Origin of the sequence: Rhizobium sp. BT03 (genome assembly GCF_030053155.1) — a bacterium.
Lineage (GTDB): Bacteria > Pseudomonadota > Alphaproteobacteria > Rhizobiales > Rhizobiaceae > Rhizobium.
Map to the genome: position 1 here is coordinate 1649960 of NZ_CP125640.1, position 20366 is coordinate 1670325.

The window sequence follows — 20366 nt, forward strand, 5'->3', positions numbered from 1 at the left end:
CATATGAAGGAGTGACCAATGTCCAAGATATTTCCCAATCTTCCAGTACCGGATGCCGCGGGCATTGGTCTGCGCTCCCCGCATATTTCCGATATGATCTCCCGCCGGCCTTCGGCGGGATGGCTGGAGGTCCATGCTGAAAACTACATGGGCGATTCCGCCGCCGTCGATGCTTTGGAAAACTTACGCGAGACCTATCCGTTGTCGGTGCACGGCGTCGGTCTCTCACTGGGCAGCGCTTCGGGCCTTGATCGGGACCATCTGGAACGGTTGCGGAGCGTGTGCATCCGGTTTCAGCCAGGATTGGTCTCGGAACATCTGGCCTGGAGCGTTGCCGACGGCGCCTATCTCAACGATCTCCTGCCGCTCCGTTATGACGACGATGCGCTCGATATCGTCGCGGCCAATGTCGACCAGTTGCAGGACAGGCTGCAGCGCCGCGTCTTCATCGAAAACCTATCGGCCTATATCGCCTTCGCCAATTCCACGATGACCGAGGCGCAATTCCTCGCCGAACTTGTCAAGCGCACCGGTTGCGGCCTGCTGCTCGACGTCAATAATGTCTATGTCTCGGCCTGCAATCTCGATTTCGACGCCAAGGCCTTCATCGACAACCTGCCCGCCGATGCCATCGGCGAAATCCATCTCGCCGGCCACGCGGTCAACGAGGTCGAAGGCGACATCGTGCTGATCGACGATCACGGCTCGCGCGTGCCACCGGCCGTCTGGTCGCTCTATGCGCATGTGCTGCGCAAGATCGGCCCGCGCCCGACGCTGATTGAATGGGACACGGAGGTTCCCGCGCTCGATGTGCTGCTCGGCGAAGCAATGTGGGCCGACATGATGGCCGCCTCGATCGGTTTCGAGAAGCGTGGCGCGCCGCAGATCGCCCAGCAGCCGGACCGCCGGTTCCACGGCATCGAGCTGCCCTCCACGAGCAATCTCGCACGCGGCGCCATGCCTGCGATCTCGGCCTTGACCACGATCACACCGTCGGTTTTCGCGAGCAACTCCGTCACACGGAGGGCGCGTTATGCTGTCTGAACTCGAACTGCAGCACGCCGTCGCGGATGCTATTCTTAACCGTCGAGGGCCGGATCTCGGCCCCTCATTCGATACGGGCGGCCGCTTCGATCCGATGCGCCGCTTCAACATCTACCGCAACAACACATTCGCATCGCTGAGCGCCACGCTCGTGTCCGTCTTCCCTGTTGGCGTCAGCCTGATTGGAGAGCGGTATTTCCGCCATATTGCCGCGAGCTTCATTCGCGTGAGCCCGCCGTCCGAAGCGCGGCTGGTACGCTATGGCAGCGACTTCGCCGACTTCCTCGGCCGGCTCGAAGACCTCAAGCCTATGGCGTTCATCGCCGATACGGCGCGGCTTGAATGGCTGATCGCCGAGGCGCTCGATGCGCCGGCGCTGCCGCCTGCGAATATGGCTGAACTCTTCCGGAGTGGCGAAGACACCATGCCCGACCTGATCCTCCAGCCGTCTTTGCGACTGCTCTTTTCCCGCTGGCCGGCGCTCGACATCTGGTCGGCGCACCAGGCAAGCGGCGATCTCGAACAGCTTAGCGACATCAGAAGGCAACCGCAGCGGATGGCGTTGTGGCGGAACCGGGACAGCGTTCGTTTTCTCCGCCTCAACGGTGCCCATTACGCCTTTCTGCAGGCGCTGAAGAGCGGCCGCGGACTTGAACATGCCGTCAAGAAAGCCGCCGCGCGCGATCCGAATTTCGACCTCGTCGCCTCGCTCGGCGGTCTATTTGCCGACGGACTCGTCACGCGCGTCCGCCACCTACCTGCAAACATCAACTGACAAGGAATGGATCGATGACCATGATGACCCCGACATCCATGCCCGAACGAGGCGGTTTCGCCGGCCTTTATTCGCAGGCACTCCAGCTAGCCTCATCCGTGCCGCTTTCGACGGTGCAGCTCGTCTCGCGGCTCGCCGTGGCGAACGTGTTCTGGCAATCATCGCAAAGCAAGCTCGCCTCCTGGCCCGTCACGGTCCAGCTCTTCGCCTTCGAATACCGCCTGCCGGTGCTCGATCCCGGTGTCGCAGCCCTGCTTGCCACGGCCGCCGAACTGTCGGGTGCAATCCTGATCTTCTTCGGCCTCTGCTCGCGTCTCGCGGCACTAATGCTGCTCGGCGTTGTCGCTACAATCCAGATCTTCGTCTATCCCACCCATTGGGGCGAACATCTGACCTGGGCGGCTCCGCTGCTGCTGATTTTCGCGCGTGGCGCGGGCATCATCTCGCTCGACCATCTCGCCGGCCGCTTTTTCTCGCGGGAGCGCTGAGCCATGCGGATCGAAGCCGAGGGCGCGATGACGGGCGGTGCGCCGAACTTGGTCCGCCCAATGCCCGGGAATGGCCGCCCGCGCGTGGTCATTCTCGGCGCCGGCTTCGGCGGGCTTGCCGCAGCGATGACGCTCAAGGGCATCCAGGTCGACATCACCGTCATCGACCGTCGCAATTATCACCTCTTCCAGCCGCTGCTCTACCAAGTGGCGACTGCAGGCCTATCCCCCGCGCAAGTCGCGATGCCGATCCGCCGCATCCTGTCGCGCCAGAAGAATGTGACGGTATTGATGCAAAGGGTGGAGCGGATCGAGAAAGCCACGCAGGTTGTTCACACCACCGAGCGCGCCATCCCCTACGACTATCTTGTTGTCGCCACGGGCGCCCGTCATGCCTATTTCGGACATGAGGAGTGGGCCGAATGCGCGCCGGGCCTGAAGACAATCGGCGACGCGACGGAGATCCGCGCCCGGATTCTCTCCGCTTTCGAACGCGCCGAAGTCACCCGGGATGATCAGAGGCGCGAGGCGTCACTGACCTTCGTTGTGGTCGGCGGCGGCCCGACAGGCGTCGAAATGGCCGGTGCGATTGCCGAACTTGCCCGCAAGGTCGTGGTTCGCGACTTCCGTCACATCAATGCCGCTTCCGCACGCGTCGTCTTGGTCGAAGCTGGCAGCCGTATCCTACCCACCATGCCGGCCTGCCTTTCGGCAAAGGCGCAGCGTCAGCTTGAAGGCCTGGGCGTCGAAGTGTTGGTCACGGCTGCCGTCACCCATTGCGATGGCGAAGGCGTCATCCTCGCCGACGGCCGCCACATCGGCTCGGCATGCGTGCTTTGGGCCGCAGGTGTCATGGCATCCAAAGCGGCCAAATGGCTCGACGCCGTGGCCGACCGCGCCGGCCGGACCGTGGTCGACGAACGGCTGAATCTTCCCGGCCACGACAACGTCTTCGTCATCGGCGATACCGCGGCGGCGAAGAACGAAGATGGCCGCCCCGTGCCAGGCATAGCGCCAGCTGCCAAGCAGATGGGCGAGCATGCCGCGCATGCCATCCGGGCGCTCATCGCGGGCAATCCAGTCGAGCCATTCCGCTACCGGCATTTCGGCAATCTCGCCACGATCGGCCGCAAGGCGGCGGTCGCCGATTTCGGACGGATCAGGCTTTCCGGCGTTTCGGCTTGGCTGGTCTGGAACCTCGCCCATCTCTGGTTCCTCGTCGGTTTCCGCAATCGCCTCGTGGTTTTCATGGATTGGGGCCTGGCCTACCTTCGCTACGAGCGGAGCGCCCGCCTCATCACCGACCGCCATGAGCGCTGATTTCCTTCCCCGCGTGAAGATGGGCCGCGCAGTCACCATGCTGCTGCTGCTTGCCGTCATCTCGACGGCGGTCCTGGTACATCTGATCTGGCAACGCACGGCGAGTGCCAATGTCGACAATGTCGTGGCGGCCCTGGATGCGCAGAGCACTGGGGCCGTTCGCAATGAACTCGCCTCGCAACTCGCACTCGTATCGAGCACGGCGGAAATAATCCGCTCCGTCTTCTTCCAGGGCGCCATCAAGCCCGATGACGAGGTCAAGCGCGAGTTCTTATTTCTCTCGCTGCTGCGTGAGCAGCCGGCGATCGCCTGGATTGGGTTCGGTTTCACCGATGGGCGCTTCTTCGGCTCACATGCCGCCCCCGATGGCCGGATCGAGATGGTCGAAATCGGCAAAGCCGCGCCCGGCAAACCTCGAACATTGCGCCGTGACCGATACAAGCCGATCCCCGGTGACATATTCTTCGAAGAGCGCGTCAAGACAGAGAGCGCCTATGTGACGGAGGGCGCGTCCTGGTATCGTAAGGGCAAAGACAGCACCGGTCCTGCATGGACCGTCGTGGACATATTGCCAAGCGGTTTCGAGCCTTCGATCGTTCTTTCAAAACGGGTCGAAGCCTTTGGGCGGCTTGAAGGTGTCGTCATGGTAGCGGTCAGCCTGCGACAGCTGTCGCTGACGCTGCGGGATCTCAACATTCCTTCCGAGAGCAAAGTCTATGTGCTCGCGAAGGACGATGTGGTCCTCGCCACGTCTGAACCGTCGGACGGCGTCATGGCCGCCCATCTCGCCGATTTTCCGAAGACCGACGCGCTTTCTGCTGCCGTCGCAGCCGCGCGCCGAACGCATCCTCAAAGCGTCTTCCGCACGCTGCAAAAGAGTGCCGCCCTCGGGCCAGTCTTCATTTCATCCAGCGCGTTGCCTTTTGAAGACTGGCGGCTGCTGACGGCCATTCCACGCTCCACCTTTGCCGGCGATATCGATGAAAACACCAAGCGCGTGCTCTTCATCGTCGCTGGCATCGCGCTACTCGCCGCTGTCACCGCGATTATTTTCGCCCGCCTGCTTTTCGCCCGGCCGCTCGCCCGCCTTGCCCAACAGCTGCATGCGGTCGAACGCTTCGAACTCGGTGCCGTCAGTCACACGCCCACCGTGCTGGTTGAACTCAATGACTTCTCCGTCGCGCTGAAACGGATGTCTTCGGGGCTATCGGCCTTCGCCCGCTTCATGCCGCTCGATGTCGTCAGGCCGCTCGTCAACGGCGGCATCGAGCCCAGGCCCGGCGGCAAGCTCACCGAGATCACCGTTCTCTTCGCCGACCTGCCGGGCTTTACGGAGATGACTGAGGAACTCGGCGCCGGTGTCGAACCACATCTCACCCGCTTCCTCACGCTTTCCATCGCCGCGATCCACGCCGAGGGCGGCACGGTCGACAAATTCATCGGCGACGCTGTGATGGCGATCTGGAATGCCCCGAACGACGAGCCCGATCACGCGTCGCGTGCCTGCCGTGCCGCTGCCGCGATCCGTGACGCGATGCATGCCATCCCGCCGCTCGCGCCCCAGCATGACGCAGTGCGGGTCAGGATCGGCATCAACAGCGGGACGGCACTCGTCGGCAATATCGGCTCGGCCGAACGCCTGAGCTACACAGCGATTGGCGATGCCGTTAACCTCGCAAGCCGCCTGGTCGGCGTCGCCAAAGACAAAGACGTTGAAATCGTGTTGAGTGGCGAGACGTGGGAACGGGCCGACAGGCGGCTCGATGCCCGCTCGCTGGGAGAGACGGTGGTGCGCGGCAAATCGCAACCGGTGCCGATCTTTACGCTGGACCGGAAATCGCCCCCGATTTGAGGGAGGAGGGATCATGGAAAGTGCATCTTCCCTTATTGGCCTACTCGCCTGGCTGCAGGTCAAGCATTTCGCCGCCGACTATCTCTTGCAGCCGACCTGGATTCTGCAGGGCAAGGGCGACATCCGCCATCCGGGCGGCTATTTCCATGCAGCGATCCACGTCGCAGGCACCCTTCCGGGATTGTTTTTGTTCGGGCTGGATAGCGTGACGGTCGCGGTCTTGGCGCTAGGCGAATTTCTAATTCACTTCATCATCGATCACTCAAAGGCCGTTCACTCGCGCCGCCATCCGGCTGCCATGACAACCCGTCCTTACTGGGCCGCGCACGGAGCGGATCAGTTGTTGCATCATTTGACCTACACTGGGATCTTGGCTGCTGCGATGTGACACAGAGTTTTGGTCGATCCTACAGATCATTCAAATGTCTGCTGTCAGTGCGATCCGGACGAGGATGAATACCCTCTCTTACCGCCGCCAGGCTCGAACCCTGCGCTGCCTAAAGTTGCAGCGCAGGGTCTCGGGCTGCCTCTTCAAGCCGCCGTACTTTGCGGAAAGAGCACGGCTTGTGGAGTTGCTTTGACTCCAGCCACGATCACGGGGTCCCGATAGAGGCGAGGTAACGGTATTCCAAGCCTGGAATGTAGCTTTGCGGCCGAACTTGGCAGGAACGGCAGGAGGCAGCGGGCAATGATCGCAAGGCCATAGACCTGCTCGGCCAGGCAAGCGCCGAGACGAGCAGTGGTCGCCTTCCGATCTTCGGCCGTGAGATCGGCAAGCAGGGCTTTCGCATCCGCCCACGGCGCGCGTTGTGTAAACCGCCTGTTCGCCTCGCCGATAAAAGCAAAAATATCCGCGAGGCCGACATGGAGCTCGTAGACATCGAAGGCTTCAGCCACCTTCCCCGGAAGGCGGGCAGCCTCGTCCACGAATGCGCTGTCCGGCACGAGCGGAACGATGCCGTCGAACGCAGTGGAGAGAAGGGCAAGCACCCGGTTGGCAAGATTTCCGAGCTGCCCGGCGAGCTCGCCCGACCACGCGGCTTGGAGACGCTCGGTCGAGAAGTCGCCATCGTCTCCCGAGCGTATATGGCGGAGCAGGTAATATCGCAGCGCATCCGGCGTTGCGTAGGATTGAATGATGCGTTCCGGATCGATGCCGTTGCCGGCCGACTTGCCGATCTTCCGGCCGTCCACCGTGACGTAGCCGTGTACGAGGATCGACGATGGCGGCGGCAGACCTGCGGACAAGAGGATGGCCGGCCAGTAGATAGCGTGGAACTTGGAGATGCCCTTGCCGACCACGTGGATGCGTTGGCCGCCGTTCCAATAGCGCTGCAAGAGGGTTTGATCGGACCCGTGGCCGAGACCAGTGAGATAGTTCGCCAGGGCATCGAACCAGACGTAGACGACCTCATCTCCATCGGGGACGGGTACACCCCAACCTCGCGCCCGCTCCGAACTGCGCGACACGCTGATGTCGGTCAGGCCACGCCGCAGCAGGGCAAGGATTTCGTTGCGCCGATGAGCCGGGACGATGCGAAGCTCGCCGGTCTCGACCAGCTCGATGAGCCGGTCGCCGTAACGGGAAAGACGGAAGAACCAGTTCTCCTCGCGGACGACCTCGAGGGCAATGCCATGTTCCGGGCAGCGCCCGTCATTGAGTTCCGATGGCTCGTAGAATTGCTCGCAGCCGACGCAGTAGAGGCCCTCATAGGCCTTGCGATAGAGATCGCCATTTCCCGCGCATGCCCGCCACAAGGCGTGGACGCAGGCAGCATGCCTTGGATCACGGGAGGTGCGGACGAATTCCTGGTTGGAGATATCGAGCCGGCCGCCAAGGCGCTCGAACCTGTCGGCGTTGGCATTGACGAAGTCCCTCACCTGCAGTCCCGCGGCCTCCGCCGCCCTGACATTCTTCAGGCTGTTGTCGTCGGTTCCGCACTGGAACCTGACGTCATGGCCGAGAAGCCTGAAATGACGGGCATAGGCATCGGCCTGGACGAGTTCGAGGGCAAAGCCCACATGCGGCGCGGCATTGACGTAGGGGATGGAGGAGGTGATGTAAATCTCGTTCATCGGCGTTTCCTTTCGAAGGCTGTTGTTGCCGGCGAGACGGATCGACCCATGAAAAAACCGCCTCGAGGGCGGTCGCTGGTGCATTATGGACGCACGAAACCCGCCACGCTATGAGCGCGGCATCATCATCACGAAAGTGCTGATCGCGTTGTTGTCCATGCCATTTTCTAGCATCACGGGCGATTTCGAACAAGCGCTCCGTTTGAGCCGCGGCACTTTGCAACCCGCCTGTTGAACGCCCGGTTTGGCGGCGCTCATTCGACGATCGGCGAACCCGCGGATCCGCATTCCTTCACGAACCATTCGGTAAAACGGCGCACCGGCTTTTTCGCCCATGAGCTGGTGATCAGGTAATATCCCTGGGTTTCTGCCGTCGAGATGTCCGAGAGAACGACGAGGTCGCCGCGATCGATCTCTCGCCGAAACACTTCGACCGGGCATAATGCCACCCCATGCCCGGCGATCACCGCCGTGGCAAGAATGTTGAAGTCCTGAAATATCGGCCCCCGAACCGGCTCGGGCGCCTTTACGTCGGTCTTTCGGAACCATTCTTTCCAGCCGTCCACGGATTCGTCGTGCAGCAGGTCGGCCGCAGCGAAGGGAACGCTGTCGACAGCCCAATTCCGCTTGGCCAGATAATGAGGGCTGGCCACCGGCTGGTTGCGGCGGGAGAACAGCAGGCGGCTCTCCCGTCCTCCCGACAGGTCCTCTCCCATGGTAATGAGAACATCCAGGCTTTCGTCGTCGAAGCGCTCTTCCGCTTTTGCATAGACGATCCTGACGTCGAGGTCGGGATCGCTCTCCCGGAAGGACGGAAGTGCCGGCACCAGCCAGCGTGACGCGATCGAAGGAATGCATCCGACGGTGATCGAACGCATATTGTGGTCCCGGCGCATATTGCCCGTTGCGTGGGCGATAGCGGCCAAGGAGCCCGAGATCGCCAGATAATATTCGCTGCCCGCCGGGGTCAGCGCAACGCCGCGCCCGGATTTCTGCAGCAGCTTGCGTCCCAGCCATGCCTCCAGATGTTTCAGCTGATGACTGATCGCCGCATGGGTCACATGCAGTTCGTCTCCGGCCTTTGAGAGACTCATGAGCCGGGCAGTCGCTTCGAAGGCTCTCAAGGCGTTCAGCGGCGGCAACTGCATATGTTCGAATTCCTCACATCACCGGCAGAATTTATCATCCGGAAAAAATGTCAAATCTATTCAGATCTATCCCAGGGGAGCGCAACGAATTCAAACGCTACATGTAACTTATTCTAACAGATTTCGCAATTTTGATCATTTGAAGCAAACGGCGATTTCGATGCCTAATGGATCATGGAGATCGGAAACCTCCATCATTGACGAGGAGAAAGAACATGTTTGTGAGAAGCCTGAAAGACGTGGAGCAGACCGAGCGCTTCGTCGATTGGGGCAATGGCACGAGCCATCGCCTGCTGACGAACGATGACGGGATGGGATTTACGGTCTGTCACACCGTCGTTCGCGCCAATACGCAAGCCCTGCTGCAGTATCGCAACCACCTGGAGGCCTGCTATTGCATCCAGGGAGAAGGCGAGGTCGAGGATATGGACGGGAACGTCTTTCCCATCCGCGTCGGCGACATCTACGTCCTCGATCAACATGATCGCCACTATCTCAGGGGCGGCAAGGACAAGGACCTCATTCTCGTCAGCGTCTTCAATCCGCCATTGAAAGGGACGGAACGTCACGATCTGAACAACAGAAGCGGTTCCGAATACTGAGGCCCGGCGACGCGGCTGGGCGCTGCGATTTCCTGAGCGGTTTCAAGACCTTCACCATCATTGCCGTATTGGTCTATCCTTGGCGAACGGTTCGGCGATGTGATAGCAAAGGGTGGGAATTGCACGCTTCCGCTGCGGCGTGCCCACATTGGATGGAAGGGCGTGCTGCCGTGATCCGCACAAAGATCGATGCGCTGTGGTTCAAGCGCTGCTGCGCCTTTCACCTGCAGTTTCTTCCCGGTCGCGAGACGCTGTCAAAGCTTTGTGTCTTGCAAGACGGCATCGAGCGGGACAGCGCCGCCTCACTCTCACGCGTCCCGGCCACAAGCCTGCACATGACGGTCGTCACCCTGATCAACGCGGCGGCCCAATTCAGCATTCCAAACGACGAGGTCTGGAAGCGCAACGGAGGAAGATGGAAGGAGATCGTCGCGAAACTGATCGAAGAGACCCCATCGTTTGATCTTCATTTTGATAAGGTGGCGGTTTCGGAAGCCGCTGTCTTCGTCAAAGCGGAAGAACCGGCGGAATTGCGCCGGCTTCGTTCGGCCATTTCACAGGCCATCGGCTTCGAAGAGTGGCATCCAAGCCCGCCTAATATAGCGCATATGACACTGTTCCGGTTTTTTGCCGAAGAGCCGGTGCCGACGGTCAGCTTCGACGCCGGTTGTTTGCCCATAGGCGTGCGGGCTGGATCCCTCACCTTGCTGGAAGAGCGCGTTTATCCAAATGTCGAAACCAATATACTCAGCGCACCGCTCCTCCGCGGCAAAAGCGCGGAATGACAGGCTTTAATCCAGAAACCCATAGAGCCAGTCCCGCGTCTCCTCCGGCAGAGACACCGGCTGCTGATCCTCGCGAGCGCGGGCCTGCCAGATGATCTCCACCTCGGCGGCGCGTTCCTCCCCGGTATCGATCGAGACGATGAAGCCGATGGAGCGCACGCCGATCTTGTCGACGGCGGCGATAAAAAGGGCCGGCTCGTCGTAATGCAGCGGGCGATGGAGAACGCAGGTAATCTTGCTGGCGCTGTAGACCGGTTCGTCCTCGACCTCGGGCCGCGACGACCAGAAGCTTGCAATGACGGATTCGGCATAAGAAATATAGGAGGCCAGGAACATCCGGCCGGTCATATCGACATCGCGAAACGGCACATGTATTTCCGTCACACCCGGGCGTTTAGACTGACTCATCAACAACTCTGCCTACAAAATTCCCCGTCTATGACAGTAGCACGCGGTTTTTCGAAGTAAACGGCTGAGATGACAGGAATTTATAATGCCGCCGGCGGCGAGATGGCGCCGCAGGAGCGCTTGTTGAAATCGTCGGGCGACGCCCCATCTGCTGTGGAACATGACATAAGCGACCGATAGAGTGTCTCCATGAGCACCCGTCTTTATGAACATCCGATCTTCCTGGAACATGTGACGCCCGCCGGCCATCCGGAGCGATCGGACAGGATCCGCGCCATCAATGTCGCGCTCGAACATCCGAACTTCGAGCGGCTGGAGCGTCGGCAGGCGCCCGAAGCGAGCGAGGATGCGGTGCTGCTGGCGCATCCGGAGGAACATCTGAAAGCCGTCATGCGTGAGATCCCCGACGAGGAGGATCGGATCAACCAGCTCGAAGCCGATACCTATGCCAGCCCCAAAAGCCTGCAGGCGGCGCTGACCGGCATCGGCGGAGCGATGGCGGCGGTGGACGACGTCTTTTCCGGCGCCGCCGACAATGTCTTCGTCGCCGCCCGTCCGCCGGGCCACCATGCCGAGAAGATGACGGCGATGGGCTTCTGCTTCTTCAACAATGCAGCGATCGCCGCCCGTCATGCGCAGAAGCGGCATGGCGCCGAGCGCGTCGCCATCATCGACTGGGACGTGCACCACGGCAACGGCACCCAGGATATCTTCTGGGACGACCCCTCGGTGCTGTTCTGCTCGACGCATCAGATGCCGCTTTATCCCGGCAGCGGCGCCAAGGACGAGAAGGGCAAACACAACACCATCGTCAATGCGCCGCTTTCGCCGAATGTCGGCAGCGACCATTTCCGCGAGGCGTTCAAATCGCGCGTGCTGCCGGCCGTCGCCGATTTCAGGCCGGATCTTATCATCATCTCCGCCGGCTTCGACGCGCATCACCGCGATCCTCTGGCGCAAATAAACCTGACGGGCGAGGATTTCGACTGGGCAACCGGCCGCGTGCTCGAACTGGCCGACCGGCACGCGAAGAACCGGGTCGTCAGCCTGCTCGAAGGCGGTTATGATCTCGAGGGGCTCGCCGAATCGGCGGGCATGCATATTCTGCGAATGATGAAGGGTTGAGAATGACTGACAGCGCCAAGCCGGAGGTATCCGGCCTTTCCTTCGAAAAGGCGGTCGCCGAACTCGAAAGCATCGTCGCCCGGCTGGAACGCGGCGACGTGGCGCTGGATGAATCTATCGAGATCTATGAGCGCGGCGAAGCGCTGAAGAAACATTGCGAGACGCTGCTTTCGGCCGCCGAAAACCGCATCGAGAAGATCAGGCTCGACCGCGCCGGCAAGCCGCAGGGCGTCGAACCGCTCGATGGGGCCTGAGGGTCAGAGCAAAGCTTCCTTTTGGCGCTTGGCGATCGGCTCGCGGCCGATCTATGATCCCCTTTCGATATTAAGGGGACAGAAACATGACGGACAGATTGAAGGGCAAGGTCGCCATCATCTCAGGCGGCGCGACCGGCATGGGCGGTGCCGCCTCGAAGCTGTTTGCGGCGGAAGGCGCGCGTGTCGCGATCATCGACCGCAATGGAGAGGCGGCAGCCGAGACCGTCAAGCAGATCCGTGATGCCGGCGGCGAGGCCGACTGCTGGACGGCCGACGTCTCCGATGAAGCTGCGGTCAATTCAGCCGTCGCGGGCGTCGAGGAACGCTACGGCGCCGTCACCGTACTTTTCAACCATGCCGGCACGATCGTCATCAAACCCTTCCTGGAAACGACGCTTCAGGAATGGGACTGGCTGCACGCCGTCAATGTGCGTTCGATGTTCCTGATGACCAAGGCGGTGCTGCCGAAGATGATTGCGGCGGGCGGCGGGTCGATCGTCTGCACCTCGTCGATCTCGGCCGTCGCCGCCACGCCGATGGAAGTGCTTTACGACACGACCAAGGGCGCCGTGCATATGTTTGCCCGCGCCATCGCGGTGGAATTTCGCGACCGCAACATCCGCTGCAACGCCGTCTGCCCAGGCTTCATCCGCACGCCGCACGGATTGCGCGAAGTCGCCGACCTGCAGGCGCTCGGCGTCGACGTTTCTGATGCCGCTATCGCCGCGCAACAGGGTCGGATCGGCGAGCCCGAAGACGTGGCGCGCGCCGCGCTTTATCTCGCCAGCGACGAGTCGAATTTCGTCAACGGCGCCCATCTGTTCGTCGACAACGGCTTTACGGCAATCTGAGACGGGCCGGCTCAGCGCGTGATTGGACGCGCGGCGCTCCAAGCGCTATCTGTGGGCAGTGCAAAGCTGCATCATTCAAACTGCTGCTGCGGCGCCTCAGATCGGAGAGTTCCATCATGTCCTTCTTTCCCGGTAAAGATCCCCTGCCCGGCGATGCCTTCGCCTGTGATGCGATCGAGAATCTGATCATTCCGCGCACCAGCGATATCGGCGGCTTCCAGGTGCGCCGCGCCCTGCCGACGCGGCAGCGGCGCCTCGTCGGGCCGTTCATCTTCTTCGACCGCATGGGGCCGGCGATCCTGAAGCCCAACGAGGCGCTCGATGTGAAGCCGCATCCGCATATCGGGCTGTCGACGGTCACCTATCTCTTCGACGGCGAGATCCGTCATCGCGACAGCCTCGGCACCGAAAAGGTCATCCGTCCCGGCGATATCAACCTGATGACGGCAGGCCGCGGCATCGTGCATTCGGAACGCACGCCCGACAATCTGCGCGGCCATCCGCTGCTGATGTCGGGGCTGCAGACCTGGCTGGCGCTGCCCGACGACAAGGAGGAGATCGATCCTTCCTTCGCCCATACGGAAAAGACCGACATGCCGCTGATCGAGACGCCAGGCGTGCGCGGACGCGTCGTCATCGGCTCGTTCGAAGGCATGACATCGCCGGTCGGGGTTTTCTCCGACACGCTCTATGTCGATCTCAGCCTGCAGACGGGCGCAAAGTTTCCCTTCGGCGCCGCGCATGAAGAGCGCGCCGCCTACGTGCTGTCAGGCGAGGTCGTCATCTCGGGCGACCGCTTCGCCGCCGACCAGCTGCTGGTTTTCCGGCCCGGCGATCCGATCACGCTGGAAGCCGGTACCGACGGCTGTCACCTGATGCTGTTCGGCGGCGCGGCGCTGAATTCGAAACGCTATATCTGGTGGAATTTCGTCTCCTCCTCGAAGGAGCGGATCGAAAAGGCCAAGGAGGAATGGCGCACCGGCCGTTTCGATATCGTTCCCGGCGATGAAGAGGAATTCGTGCCTTTGCCGGAAGGCTGACGGCACTCGGGCCCATCGCAAGGAGACTCCGGGGCTTGTAGCGCCGGCGACTGCCCGAATCAGCCCGCCGCGAAATACCGCGTCAGCGCGCCCTTGGTGCGGTTCACGTAGCCATCCTGCCAGTTGTCGTCGACGTTGAGAAAGCCCGACCAGCCCTTCTTGCCCTGGCGCTTCAATTCCGCCTCGACGGCGCGGAAGCGATAGTGGTCATAGACGTCGAGAATGTGGACGGAATAGGCCTCGGCGAGCGCCCGGTCGCCTTTGACGATCAGCATGTTCTCGTCATTGGCGTAGGAGGCCTTGAAGCCGAGATTGTGGCTGCCGAGGACGACGACGCATTCGTCCGACAAGGGATCGATCACCAGCACCTTGTCGTGAATGATGGCGCCGACCTTCTTGGCCGTCAGTTCTTCGGCGCCGAAATCCACCAAGAGCTGCCGGTCGTCGATACGCGAGGCCCGGACGATCGAGACATTGGCCTCGTCGAACGTATGCGGCGAGACGGCGTCGGTATCGTCGTCCTCATCGTCGGGATCGTTCTCCTTGCCGGGGACGTAATTGGGCATGGCCTGCGGGCTGGAAACGGCGCCGGTGATGATCAGCTTCTGATCCTTGAGGCCGATATCGATCGCCTCGCCGACAATGCAATCCCTGCCCGACTGGCCGGGATAGAAGGCAAGAAACAGCACCGCGTGCTCGGCCCGGCGCATCAGGCGGTAAACCTCACGAAGATCGGGCGGAATTGCCTTGCCCTTTCTGCGGCCCTGCATGTTCGGCGAGAACCAGGTTTCAACCGAAGTCCCGCTGCCTGTGGGCACAATGGAAGGTGTCTCGTTCGAGCGCCGGAATTCCTTGCTCTGCTGGTTGTCGGGCATGCCGTCATCGAATTCGACGGGCGCTTCCAGCGTCGCATTGTCTTTCAGCATCCGCTCCCAATAGCCGACATAGGCCGCGGCGACCGCATCGTTGCGGACGATCAAGGCGTTGTTGGACTGGCCGGCAAGCCCGGTCGCAGTCCAGTTGGTGCTGCCGGTGAAGACGCTGCGCGGAGCGCCATTCGGAGGCATGTGCACGACGAATTTGTTGTGGCCGATCTGGCTCGAATTGTTGAACATCCGGTGGTGGATCTCGACGCCGGCCTCGATCAGCGCCTTGCGTGCGTGGGCATTGCGCACATCCCAATCGTCTCCGACCTTTCCCGTATTGGCGAGGATGATGCGCAGCTTGTGCTTGTTGGCAAGCAGCAGGTCGAGCAGTTCCAGGTCCTCCAGCTCATAGAGGGCGACAAGGAAGCGGCCTGGCGCATTCATGAAGTCCCTCAGCATCGGAATGACATCGCCGGCCAGATATTTGCGGATGCCGTTTTCAGGATTGGAAATCATGTCGATCAGCTCGTTCGGCCGTTTCACGCCGTCCTCCAGCAGGACGTTGCGCAGCCACTGCGCGGCGAGAATGCCATTGGTGAAGGTCGACTCGAACTGGCCGCGCTTGCGCGTTACATGAACCGGGTTGGTTGAGAAGGCCGGCCCGAGATAACCGAGCGGCCGCGGCGGTCCCTCATAGGCCTTGACCGCAATCTTCTCATAAGTGCCGTTCTTCTTGATCGGCTTGCCTTTGTCGTCCCGTTTGTTGATCTCGACGAGCGCAGGCGTCGGATCGGGGGCGGCCTGCATGCCCGGCTTCAGGTCGCCGAGCGGGCGGATCTCGTAACGCACGCGGACCTCGTCCGGCCGCCGTTTCATTTCGTTGCGCCGCTTGCGCAGCGTCAGGTCGCGCCAGGACAGCTTCTGCACCGGCCAGAGCGACGTCGTCTGCGGCAGCCAGTGCGGATTGCGCTGGCCCTTGAAGGCGACCCAGGCGGCGCAGGTCACCCGATCCTCGCTGCCGTCGGCTTTTTTCGCCACGTTTCCCTGCTCGTCGAGATAGACGCGGACGACTTCGAAGCCAAGGCATCCGTCGATCTTGGCGTCGATGTCCCAGGCCACGAAAGCGACCTCGTTGTTCACATAGGCATGCGCTGCAACAATCGTTCCCATGGCCCGTCTCCCCAGTGAGCGCGGCAAGATTGCTACCATTCCGTGTCATATTCAAGCCGCTCGCCGGCGCTTCGCGCATTCGCTCGGCGGGGCGGAAAATCAGGCCGGGAGCAGGTCAGGATCAGGCGAATGCAACTCACAGAAATAGAATGTGATATCTCCCGAAACCGCTCACACATTTTTCCGCCATGCTCTAAGGTGAAAACCTTCGGTTCCTGAAATCACTTGTTTTGCCTCGTTCTAATCGAATAAAGCGGTACAAGGAAAAGTAAGAAAGAGCGCCCGCCCGTGACACAACTGCCGAAGACCCCCCTGCTCGACCAGGTCATTTACCCCGCCGACCTGCGCAAGCTCGAGGATCGCGAGCTGCCGCAGCTTGCCCGCGAAGTCCGGGACGAAATGATCGATGCGGTATCGCGCACCGGCGGCCATCTCGGCGCCGGCCTCGGCGTGGTCGAGCTGACGATCGCCATCCACAGCGTCTTCGACACGCCCAATGATCGGCTGATCTTCGACGTCGGCCATCAATGTTATCCGCACAAGATCCTGACCGGCCGGCGCGACCGCATCCGCACGCTGCGCCAGGAAGACGGGCTGTCCGGTTTCACCCGCCGGGCCGAGAGCGAATATGATCCTTTCGGGGCGGCGCATTCCTCGACCTCGATCTCGGCCGGCCTCGGCATGGCGATCGCCGCCGATCTCGACAAGAACGACCGGCGCGTCATCGCCGTCATCGGCGACGGCGCGATGTCGGCCGGCATGGCCTATGAGGCGTTGAACAATGCCGGCGCGCTCGATGCCCGCCTCATCGTCATCCTCAACGACAACGACATGTCGATCGCGCCGCCGACAGGCGCAATGAGCGCCTATCTCGCCCGCCTCGCCTCGGGGCGCACCTATATGGGCTTCCGCGATTTCGGCAAGAAGCTGACGGCCTATCTCGGCAAGAACATCGATCGCGCCATCACCCGTGCCGTCGAGCATGCGCGCGGCTACGTCACCGGCGGCACCATGTTCGAGGAGATGGGCTTCTATCATATCGGCCCGATCGACGGGCATTCCTTCGATCACCTGCTGCCGGTGCTGCGCAATGTGCGCGACAATGGCCGCGGGCCGGTGCTGATCCATGTCGTCACCCAGAAGGGGAAGGGCTATCCGCCGGCCGAAGCCGCGGCCGACAAATATCACGGCGTCAACAAGTTCGACGTCATCACCGGCGCCCAGGCCAGGGTCAAGCCGAATGCGCCGAGCTATACCAGCGTCTTTGCCGAAGCCCTGGTTAAGGAAGCCGCCCTCGACGACAAGATCGTCGGCATCACCGCCGCCATGCCGAATGGTACCGGCCTCGACAAGCTCGCCGACGCCTTTCCGTCGCGCTGTTTCGATGTCGGCATTGCCGAGCAGCATGCCGTGACCTTCGCCGCCGGCCTGGCGGCCGAGGGCTACAAGCCGTTCGCGGCGCTCTACTCCACCTTCCTGCAGCGCGCCTATGACCAGGTCGTGCACGATGTGGCGATCCAGGGACTGCCGGTGCGCTTCCCGATCGACCGCGCCGGCTTCGTCGGCGCCGACGGGCCGACCCATGCCGGTTCCTTCGACACCGCCTTCCTGACCACCCTGCCCGGCTTCGTGGTGATGGCGGCGGCCGACGAGGCCGAACTCAAGCATATGGTGCGCACGGCCGTCGCCTATGACGCCGGGCCGATCTCCTTCCGTTATCCGCGCGGCGAAGGTGTCGGCGTCGACATGCCGGCGCGCGGCGAAATCCTGCAGATCGGCAAGGGCCGTATCGTCAAGGAAGGCACCAAGGTAGCGCTGCTCTCCTTCGGCAGCCGGCTTGCCGATTGCCTGCTTGCCGCCGAAGATCTCGATGCCGCCGGGCTTTCGACGACGGTCGCCGATGCGCGCTTCGCCAAGCCGCTCGACCACGACCTGATCCGCCAGCTCGCCCGCCACCACGAGATGGTGATCACCGTCGAAGAAGGCTCCGTCGGCGGCTTCGGCAGCCAGGTGATGCAGTATCTCTCAAGCGAGGGCCTGCTCGACAACGGGCTGAAGATCCGCTCGCTCGTGATGCCCGACATCTGGATGGAACAGGCCAAACCCGAAGCGATGATCGCCCATGCCGGGCTGGACCGCGCCGGGATTGTTTCGACGGTGTTCAGGGCGCTCGGGCGCGGGGTTGCGGTTGGGGTTGCTGGATAATGATTAGTGAGGGTGTGCCGTGAGGCCCCCTCATCCGCCCTACGGGCACCGACCGGGGTTGAGCCACTGGTCTCAATCCCGGTCGGTGCCCGTAGGGTCGGATGAGGGGGCCGCGGGCCGCACCATGGCTATCTCATCATCAAAAAAGGCAGCGCATCTCTGCGCCGCCCTCAGCATTTTTACGCCCCTTCCGAGAGCCGCGCTCTCAGAACTCCGTCCAGTCTTCCTGAACCGCAACCGCAGCAGCCGCTTGCCGGCCGCCGAAGGCCTTGGTGACCTTGTTGGCGAGCGCGCGGGCCGGAGAAGCGACCGGGCGGGCGTTCGCAACGGCCGCGCGTGGTGCGGCATCCGGCCTCGCCTGGCCGAGCTTGAACTGGCGCAGCAGCTCGTCCAGCGCGCTTGCCTCCTGGGCGAGCGCATGGCTTGCCGCCGTCTGTTCCTCTACCATGGCGGCATTCTGCTGGGTGCCCTGGTCCATGTTGTTGACAGCGGTGTTGATCTCCTGCAGGCCGATCGACTGTTCGCGGGTGGCGGTGACGATCGCGCCGACGTGGTGATTGATCTCCTGCACCTCGGCGACGATGGCCTCCAGCGCCTTGCCGGTCTCGCCGACGAGGGAGACGCCGGCAACGACCTGTTCGCCCGATGTGGTGATCAGCGCCTTGATCTCCTTGGCCGCCTTGGCGGAGCGCTGAGCAAGCTCGCGCACTTCCTGAGCGACGACGGCAAAACCCTTGCCGGCTTCGCCGGCGCGCGCCGCTTCGACGCCGGCATTCAAGGCCAGAAGGTTGGTCTGGAAGGCGATGTCGTCGATGACGCCGATAATGTTGGAGATTTCGCCCGAGGATTTTTCGATCTGCTGCATGGCGGAGACGGCCTTGCGGACGACTTCGCCGGATTTTTCGGCGCCGAGGCGGGTGCGCTCGACGAGATTGCCGGCATCCTCGGCGCGCTTGGCGCTGTCGCGGACGGTGGTCGTCACCTGCTCGAGCGCTGCGGCGGTCTGTTCGACGGCGGCAGCCTGCTGTTCGGTGCGGTGGGCGAGATCGTCGGCGGCCGAGCGGATTTCGCCGGCGCCGGCATTGATCGCCGAGGCGTTGTGGCCGACCGATTGCAGGGCTGCCTGCAGCTTTTCGACGGCATGGTTGAAGTCATTGCGCAGGCTGTCATATTGCGGCGCGAACGGCGTCTGGATACGGCCGGCCATATCGCCATTGGCAAGCTCGGCAAGGCCGCCGGCCAGGGCGTCGATGGCATGGCGGATCTCGCCTTCCTCGCGGGCTTTCTGCTCGTCGCCTGCCCGGCGCTGGCGCTCAGCGTCGCCACGCATGCGATCGGTTTCGCCGGCAAGGCGCAGCTTCTCGATCGCCGCCTGCTTGAAGACCAGCACCGACTGGGCCATGCGGCCGACTTCGTCTCCGCGCTCGGTCGCCGGGACCTCGATATCGTTCTCACCGCCGGCGAGGCGATCCATGGCCCCGGTCATGCCGACGATCGGGCGGACGATGGTGCGCGACATCAGCCAGGCGAGCACGGCGGCGGCAAGCGAGGCGACGATACCGCCGGCCAGCAGCGTCGTCTTCAGATCGCTGTTGGCATCGGCGCGGATTTCAGCGAGCGCTTCGGACTTCTCGCGGGCGCTGGCCTTGATCTTGGCCGAGGCCTGGCGGAAGCCGTCGAGCTGGCCCTTGGTGGCGTTGACGCCGATCTTGACGACCTCTTCGATCGGCATGTCGGTTTCCTTGCGCGCCTTGGTCTGCGGCTCGGCCAGTTCATGGAAGTAGAGATCGGCGGCCTTCTGCATGCCGTCGATCATCTCAACCAGCTGCGGCTCTGCCGCGGCCGTCTGCCTGGCGGCGGCGATCGCCTTCAGCATGCGCTCGCGGTTGGCGAAGACATCGCCATAGGTGCTGTCGCTGCGGAAAAGGATGAAACCGCGCAGGTTGACGGCCTGCTCGAGCATTGCCTGCAGCGCATCGTCGATCTGGTTGACGAGCAGCTCCGATTTTTCCTGCTCGGCGGAGGCGGCCGCCGATGCCGTCGCCTTGGAATAGACGAAGGCGGAAACGGCGACGAAAATAAGAATGAGGGCTGCGAAGGTGGCCGCGAGCTTCCCGTTCAAGGATATGTTTTTAGCGGACATCGGTGAATTTCTCCTGACGACAGTCGACGCGGTGAAGACGGGTCGCGCGTGAGGCGCAACCGCAAGACCTTCTGAATTGAGACCATGATCGGCGTTGAAACGCTTGCGCCGTCATGGCGCCGAGCGGTCCGGACGAACCGCTGCAATCCAAGCGAAGCTATGCGGGCGAGCTTTAGATTTGCTTAAATTAGGCGTCGCCGCAGCGGCGCGA

Annotated in this window: 18 protein-coding genes; 13 read left to right on the plus strand and 5 right to left on the minus strand. The window is 62.4% G+C overall.

Features of this window, described 5'->3' with window-relative positions; all coding sequences use genetic code 11:
• Nucleotides 1–18 precede the first annotated feature (18 nt).
• Genes QMO80_RS08225 through QMO80_RS08250 form a run of 6 tightly spaced genes read left to right on the plus strand, consistent with a single transcriptional unit; the run spans nt 19 to nt 5867 of the window.
• Nucleotides 19–1044 (plus strand): DUF692 domain-containing protein, encoded by a 1026-nt coding sequence (locus tag QMO80_RS08225; RefSeq protein WP_283199626.1) that lies wholly within the window; start codon nt 19–21, stop codon nt 1042–1044.
• A complete protein-coding gene (locus QMO80_RS08230; RefSeq protein WP_283199627.1) occupies nt 1034–1819 on the plus strand; it encodes a DNA-binding domain-containing protein in 786 nt (261 codons plus the stop codon). Before QMO80_RS08225 ends, QMO80_RS08230 begins: the two co-directional genes overlap by 11 nt.
• Before the next feature lie 14 nt (nt 1820–1833).
• Nucleotides 1834–2307 (plus strand): DoxX family protein, encoded by a 474-nt coding sequence (locus QMO80_RS08235; RefSeq protein ID WP_283199628.1) that lies wholly within the window; start codon nt 1834–1836, stop codon nt 2305–2307.
• A 3-nt stretch (nt 2308–2310) separates the two neighbouring features.
• Complete coding sequence (locus QMO80_RS08240; protein WP_283199629.1) at nt 2311–3627, plus strand: NAD(P)/FAD-dependent oxidoreductase; 1317 nt, start codon at nt 2311–2313, stop codon at nt 3625–3627.
• Nucleotides 3617–5479 carry an adenylate/guanylate cyclase domain-containing protein gene (locus QMO80_RS08245; protein WP_283199630.1) on the plus strand — a complete coding sequence of 621 codons (1863 nt, stop codon included), beginning with the start codon at nt 3617–3619 and terminating at the stop codon, nt 5477–5479. Before QMO80_RS08240 ends, QMO80_RS08245 begins: the two co-directional genes overlap by 11 nt.
• A 13-nt stretch (nt 5480–5492) precedes the next feature.
• Nucleotides 5493–5867, plus strand: coding sequence for a DUF3307 domain-containing protein (locus QMO80_RS08250; protein WP_283199631.1), 375 nt, complete (start codon nt 5493–5495; stop codon nt 5865–5867).
• Nucleotides 5868–6010: 143 nt separating this feature from the next.
• Here the strand turns inward: QMO80_RS08250 and QMO80_RS08255 are convergent, their stop codons facing one another.
• Nucleotides 6011–7555, minus strand: coding sequence for a methionine--tRNA ligase (locus tag QMO80_RS08255; protein ID WP_283199632.1), 1545 nt, complete (start codon nt 7553–7555; stop codon nt 6011–6013).
• Nucleotides 7556–7809: 254 nt separating this feature from the next.
• Nucleotides 7810–8703: a LysR substrate-binding domain-containing protein gene (locus QMO80_RS08260; protein ID WP_283199633.1), complete on the minus strand. Its 894-nt coding sequence runs from the start codon at nt 8701–8703 to the stop codon at nt 7810–7812.
• Nucleotides 8704–8918: 215 nt separating this feature from the next.
• On the opposite strand from QMO80_RS08260, the gene QMO80_RS08265 reads away from it, so the two are divergent.
• A complete protein-coding gene (locus tag QMO80_RS08265) occupies nt 8919–9305 on the plus strand; it encodes an ectoine synthase (RefSeq protein WP_049736015.1) in 387 nt (128 codons plus the stop codon).
• Nucleotides 9306–9475: 170 nt separating this feature from the next.
• The gene (locus QMO80_RS08270) at nt 9476–10090 is read left to right on the plus strand and encodes a 2'-5' RNA ligase family protein (protein ID WP_283199634.1); all 615 of its coding nucleotides are present in this window, start codon (nt 9476–9478) and stop codon (nt 10088–10090) included.
• 6 nt (nt 10091–10096) lie between these two features.
• On the opposite strand, the gene QMO80_RS08275 is transcribed toward QMO80_RS08270, so the two are convergent.
• Nucleotides 10097–10498, minus strand: coding sequence for a thioesterase family protein (locus QMO80_RS08275; RefSeq protein WP_283199635.1), 402 nt, complete (start codon nt 10496–10498; stop codon nt 10097–10099).
• 189 nt (nt 10499–10687) lie between these two features.
• On the opposite strand from QMO80_RS08275, the gene QMO80_RS08280 reads away from it, so the two are divergent.
• The 4 genes from QMO80_RS08280 to QMO80_RS08295 all read left to right on the plus strand — a co-directional run bounded on the left by QMO80_RS08280 (nt 10688) and on the right by QMO80_RS08295 (nt 13771).
• A complete protein-coding gene (locus QMO80_RS08280) occupies nt 10688–11623 on the plus strand; it encodes a histone deacetylase family protein (RefSeq protein ID WP_283199636.1) in 936 nt (311 codons plus the stop codon).
• A gap of 2 nt (nt 11624–11625) precedes the next feature.
• Nucleotides 11626–11877, plus strand: coding sequence for an exodeoxyribonuclease VII small subunit (locus QMO80_RS08285; RefSeq protein WP_003545921.1), 252 nt, complete (start codon nt 11626–11628; stop codon nt 11875–11877).
• Between the two features lie 86 nt (nt 11878–11963).
• Complete coding sequence (locus tag QMO80_RS08290; protein ID WP_183777283.1) at nt 11964–12731, plus strand: SDR family NAD(P)-dependent oxidoreductase; 768 nt, start codon at nt 11964–11966, stop codon at nt 12729–12731.
• Nucleotides 12732–12847: 116 nt separating this feature from the next.
• A complete protein-coding gene (locus tag QMO80_RS08295; protein WP_283199637.1) occupies nt 12848–13771 on the plus strand; it encodes a pirin family protein in 924 nt (307 codons plus the stop codon).
• A gap of 59 nt (nt 13772–13830) precedes the next feature.
• Here the strand turns inward: QMO80_RS08295 and QMO80_RS08300 are convergent, their stop codons facing one another.
• On the minus strand, nt 13831–15807 hold the full coding sequence (locus tag QMO80_RS08300) for a phospholipase D-like domain-containing protein (protein ID WP_283199638.1): 1977 nt from the start codon (nt 15805–15807) through the stop codon (nt 13831–13833).
• Between the two features lie 288 nt (nt 15808–16095).
• Between QMO80_RS08300 and dxs the strand changes: the two genes are divergently transcribed.
• On the plus strand, nt 16096–18012 hold the full coding sequence (dxs, locus tag QMO80_RS08305; protein WP_283199639.1) for a 1-deoxy-D-xylulose-5-phosphate synthase: 1917 nt from the start codon (nt 16096–16098) through the stop codon (nt 18010–18012).
• A 205-nt stretch (nt 18013–18217) separates the two neighbouring features.
• Here dxs and QMO80_RS08310 read toward each other — a convergent pair whose 3' ends face one another.
• Nucleotides 18218–20155 carry a methyl-accepting chemotaxis protein gene (locus tag QMO80_RS08310; protein ID WP_283199640.1) on the minus strand — a complete coding sequence of 646 codons (1938 nt, stop codon included), beginning with the start codon at nt 20153–20155 and terminating at the stop codon, nt 18218–18220.
• Nucleotides 20156–20366: the final 211 nt, after the last annotated feature.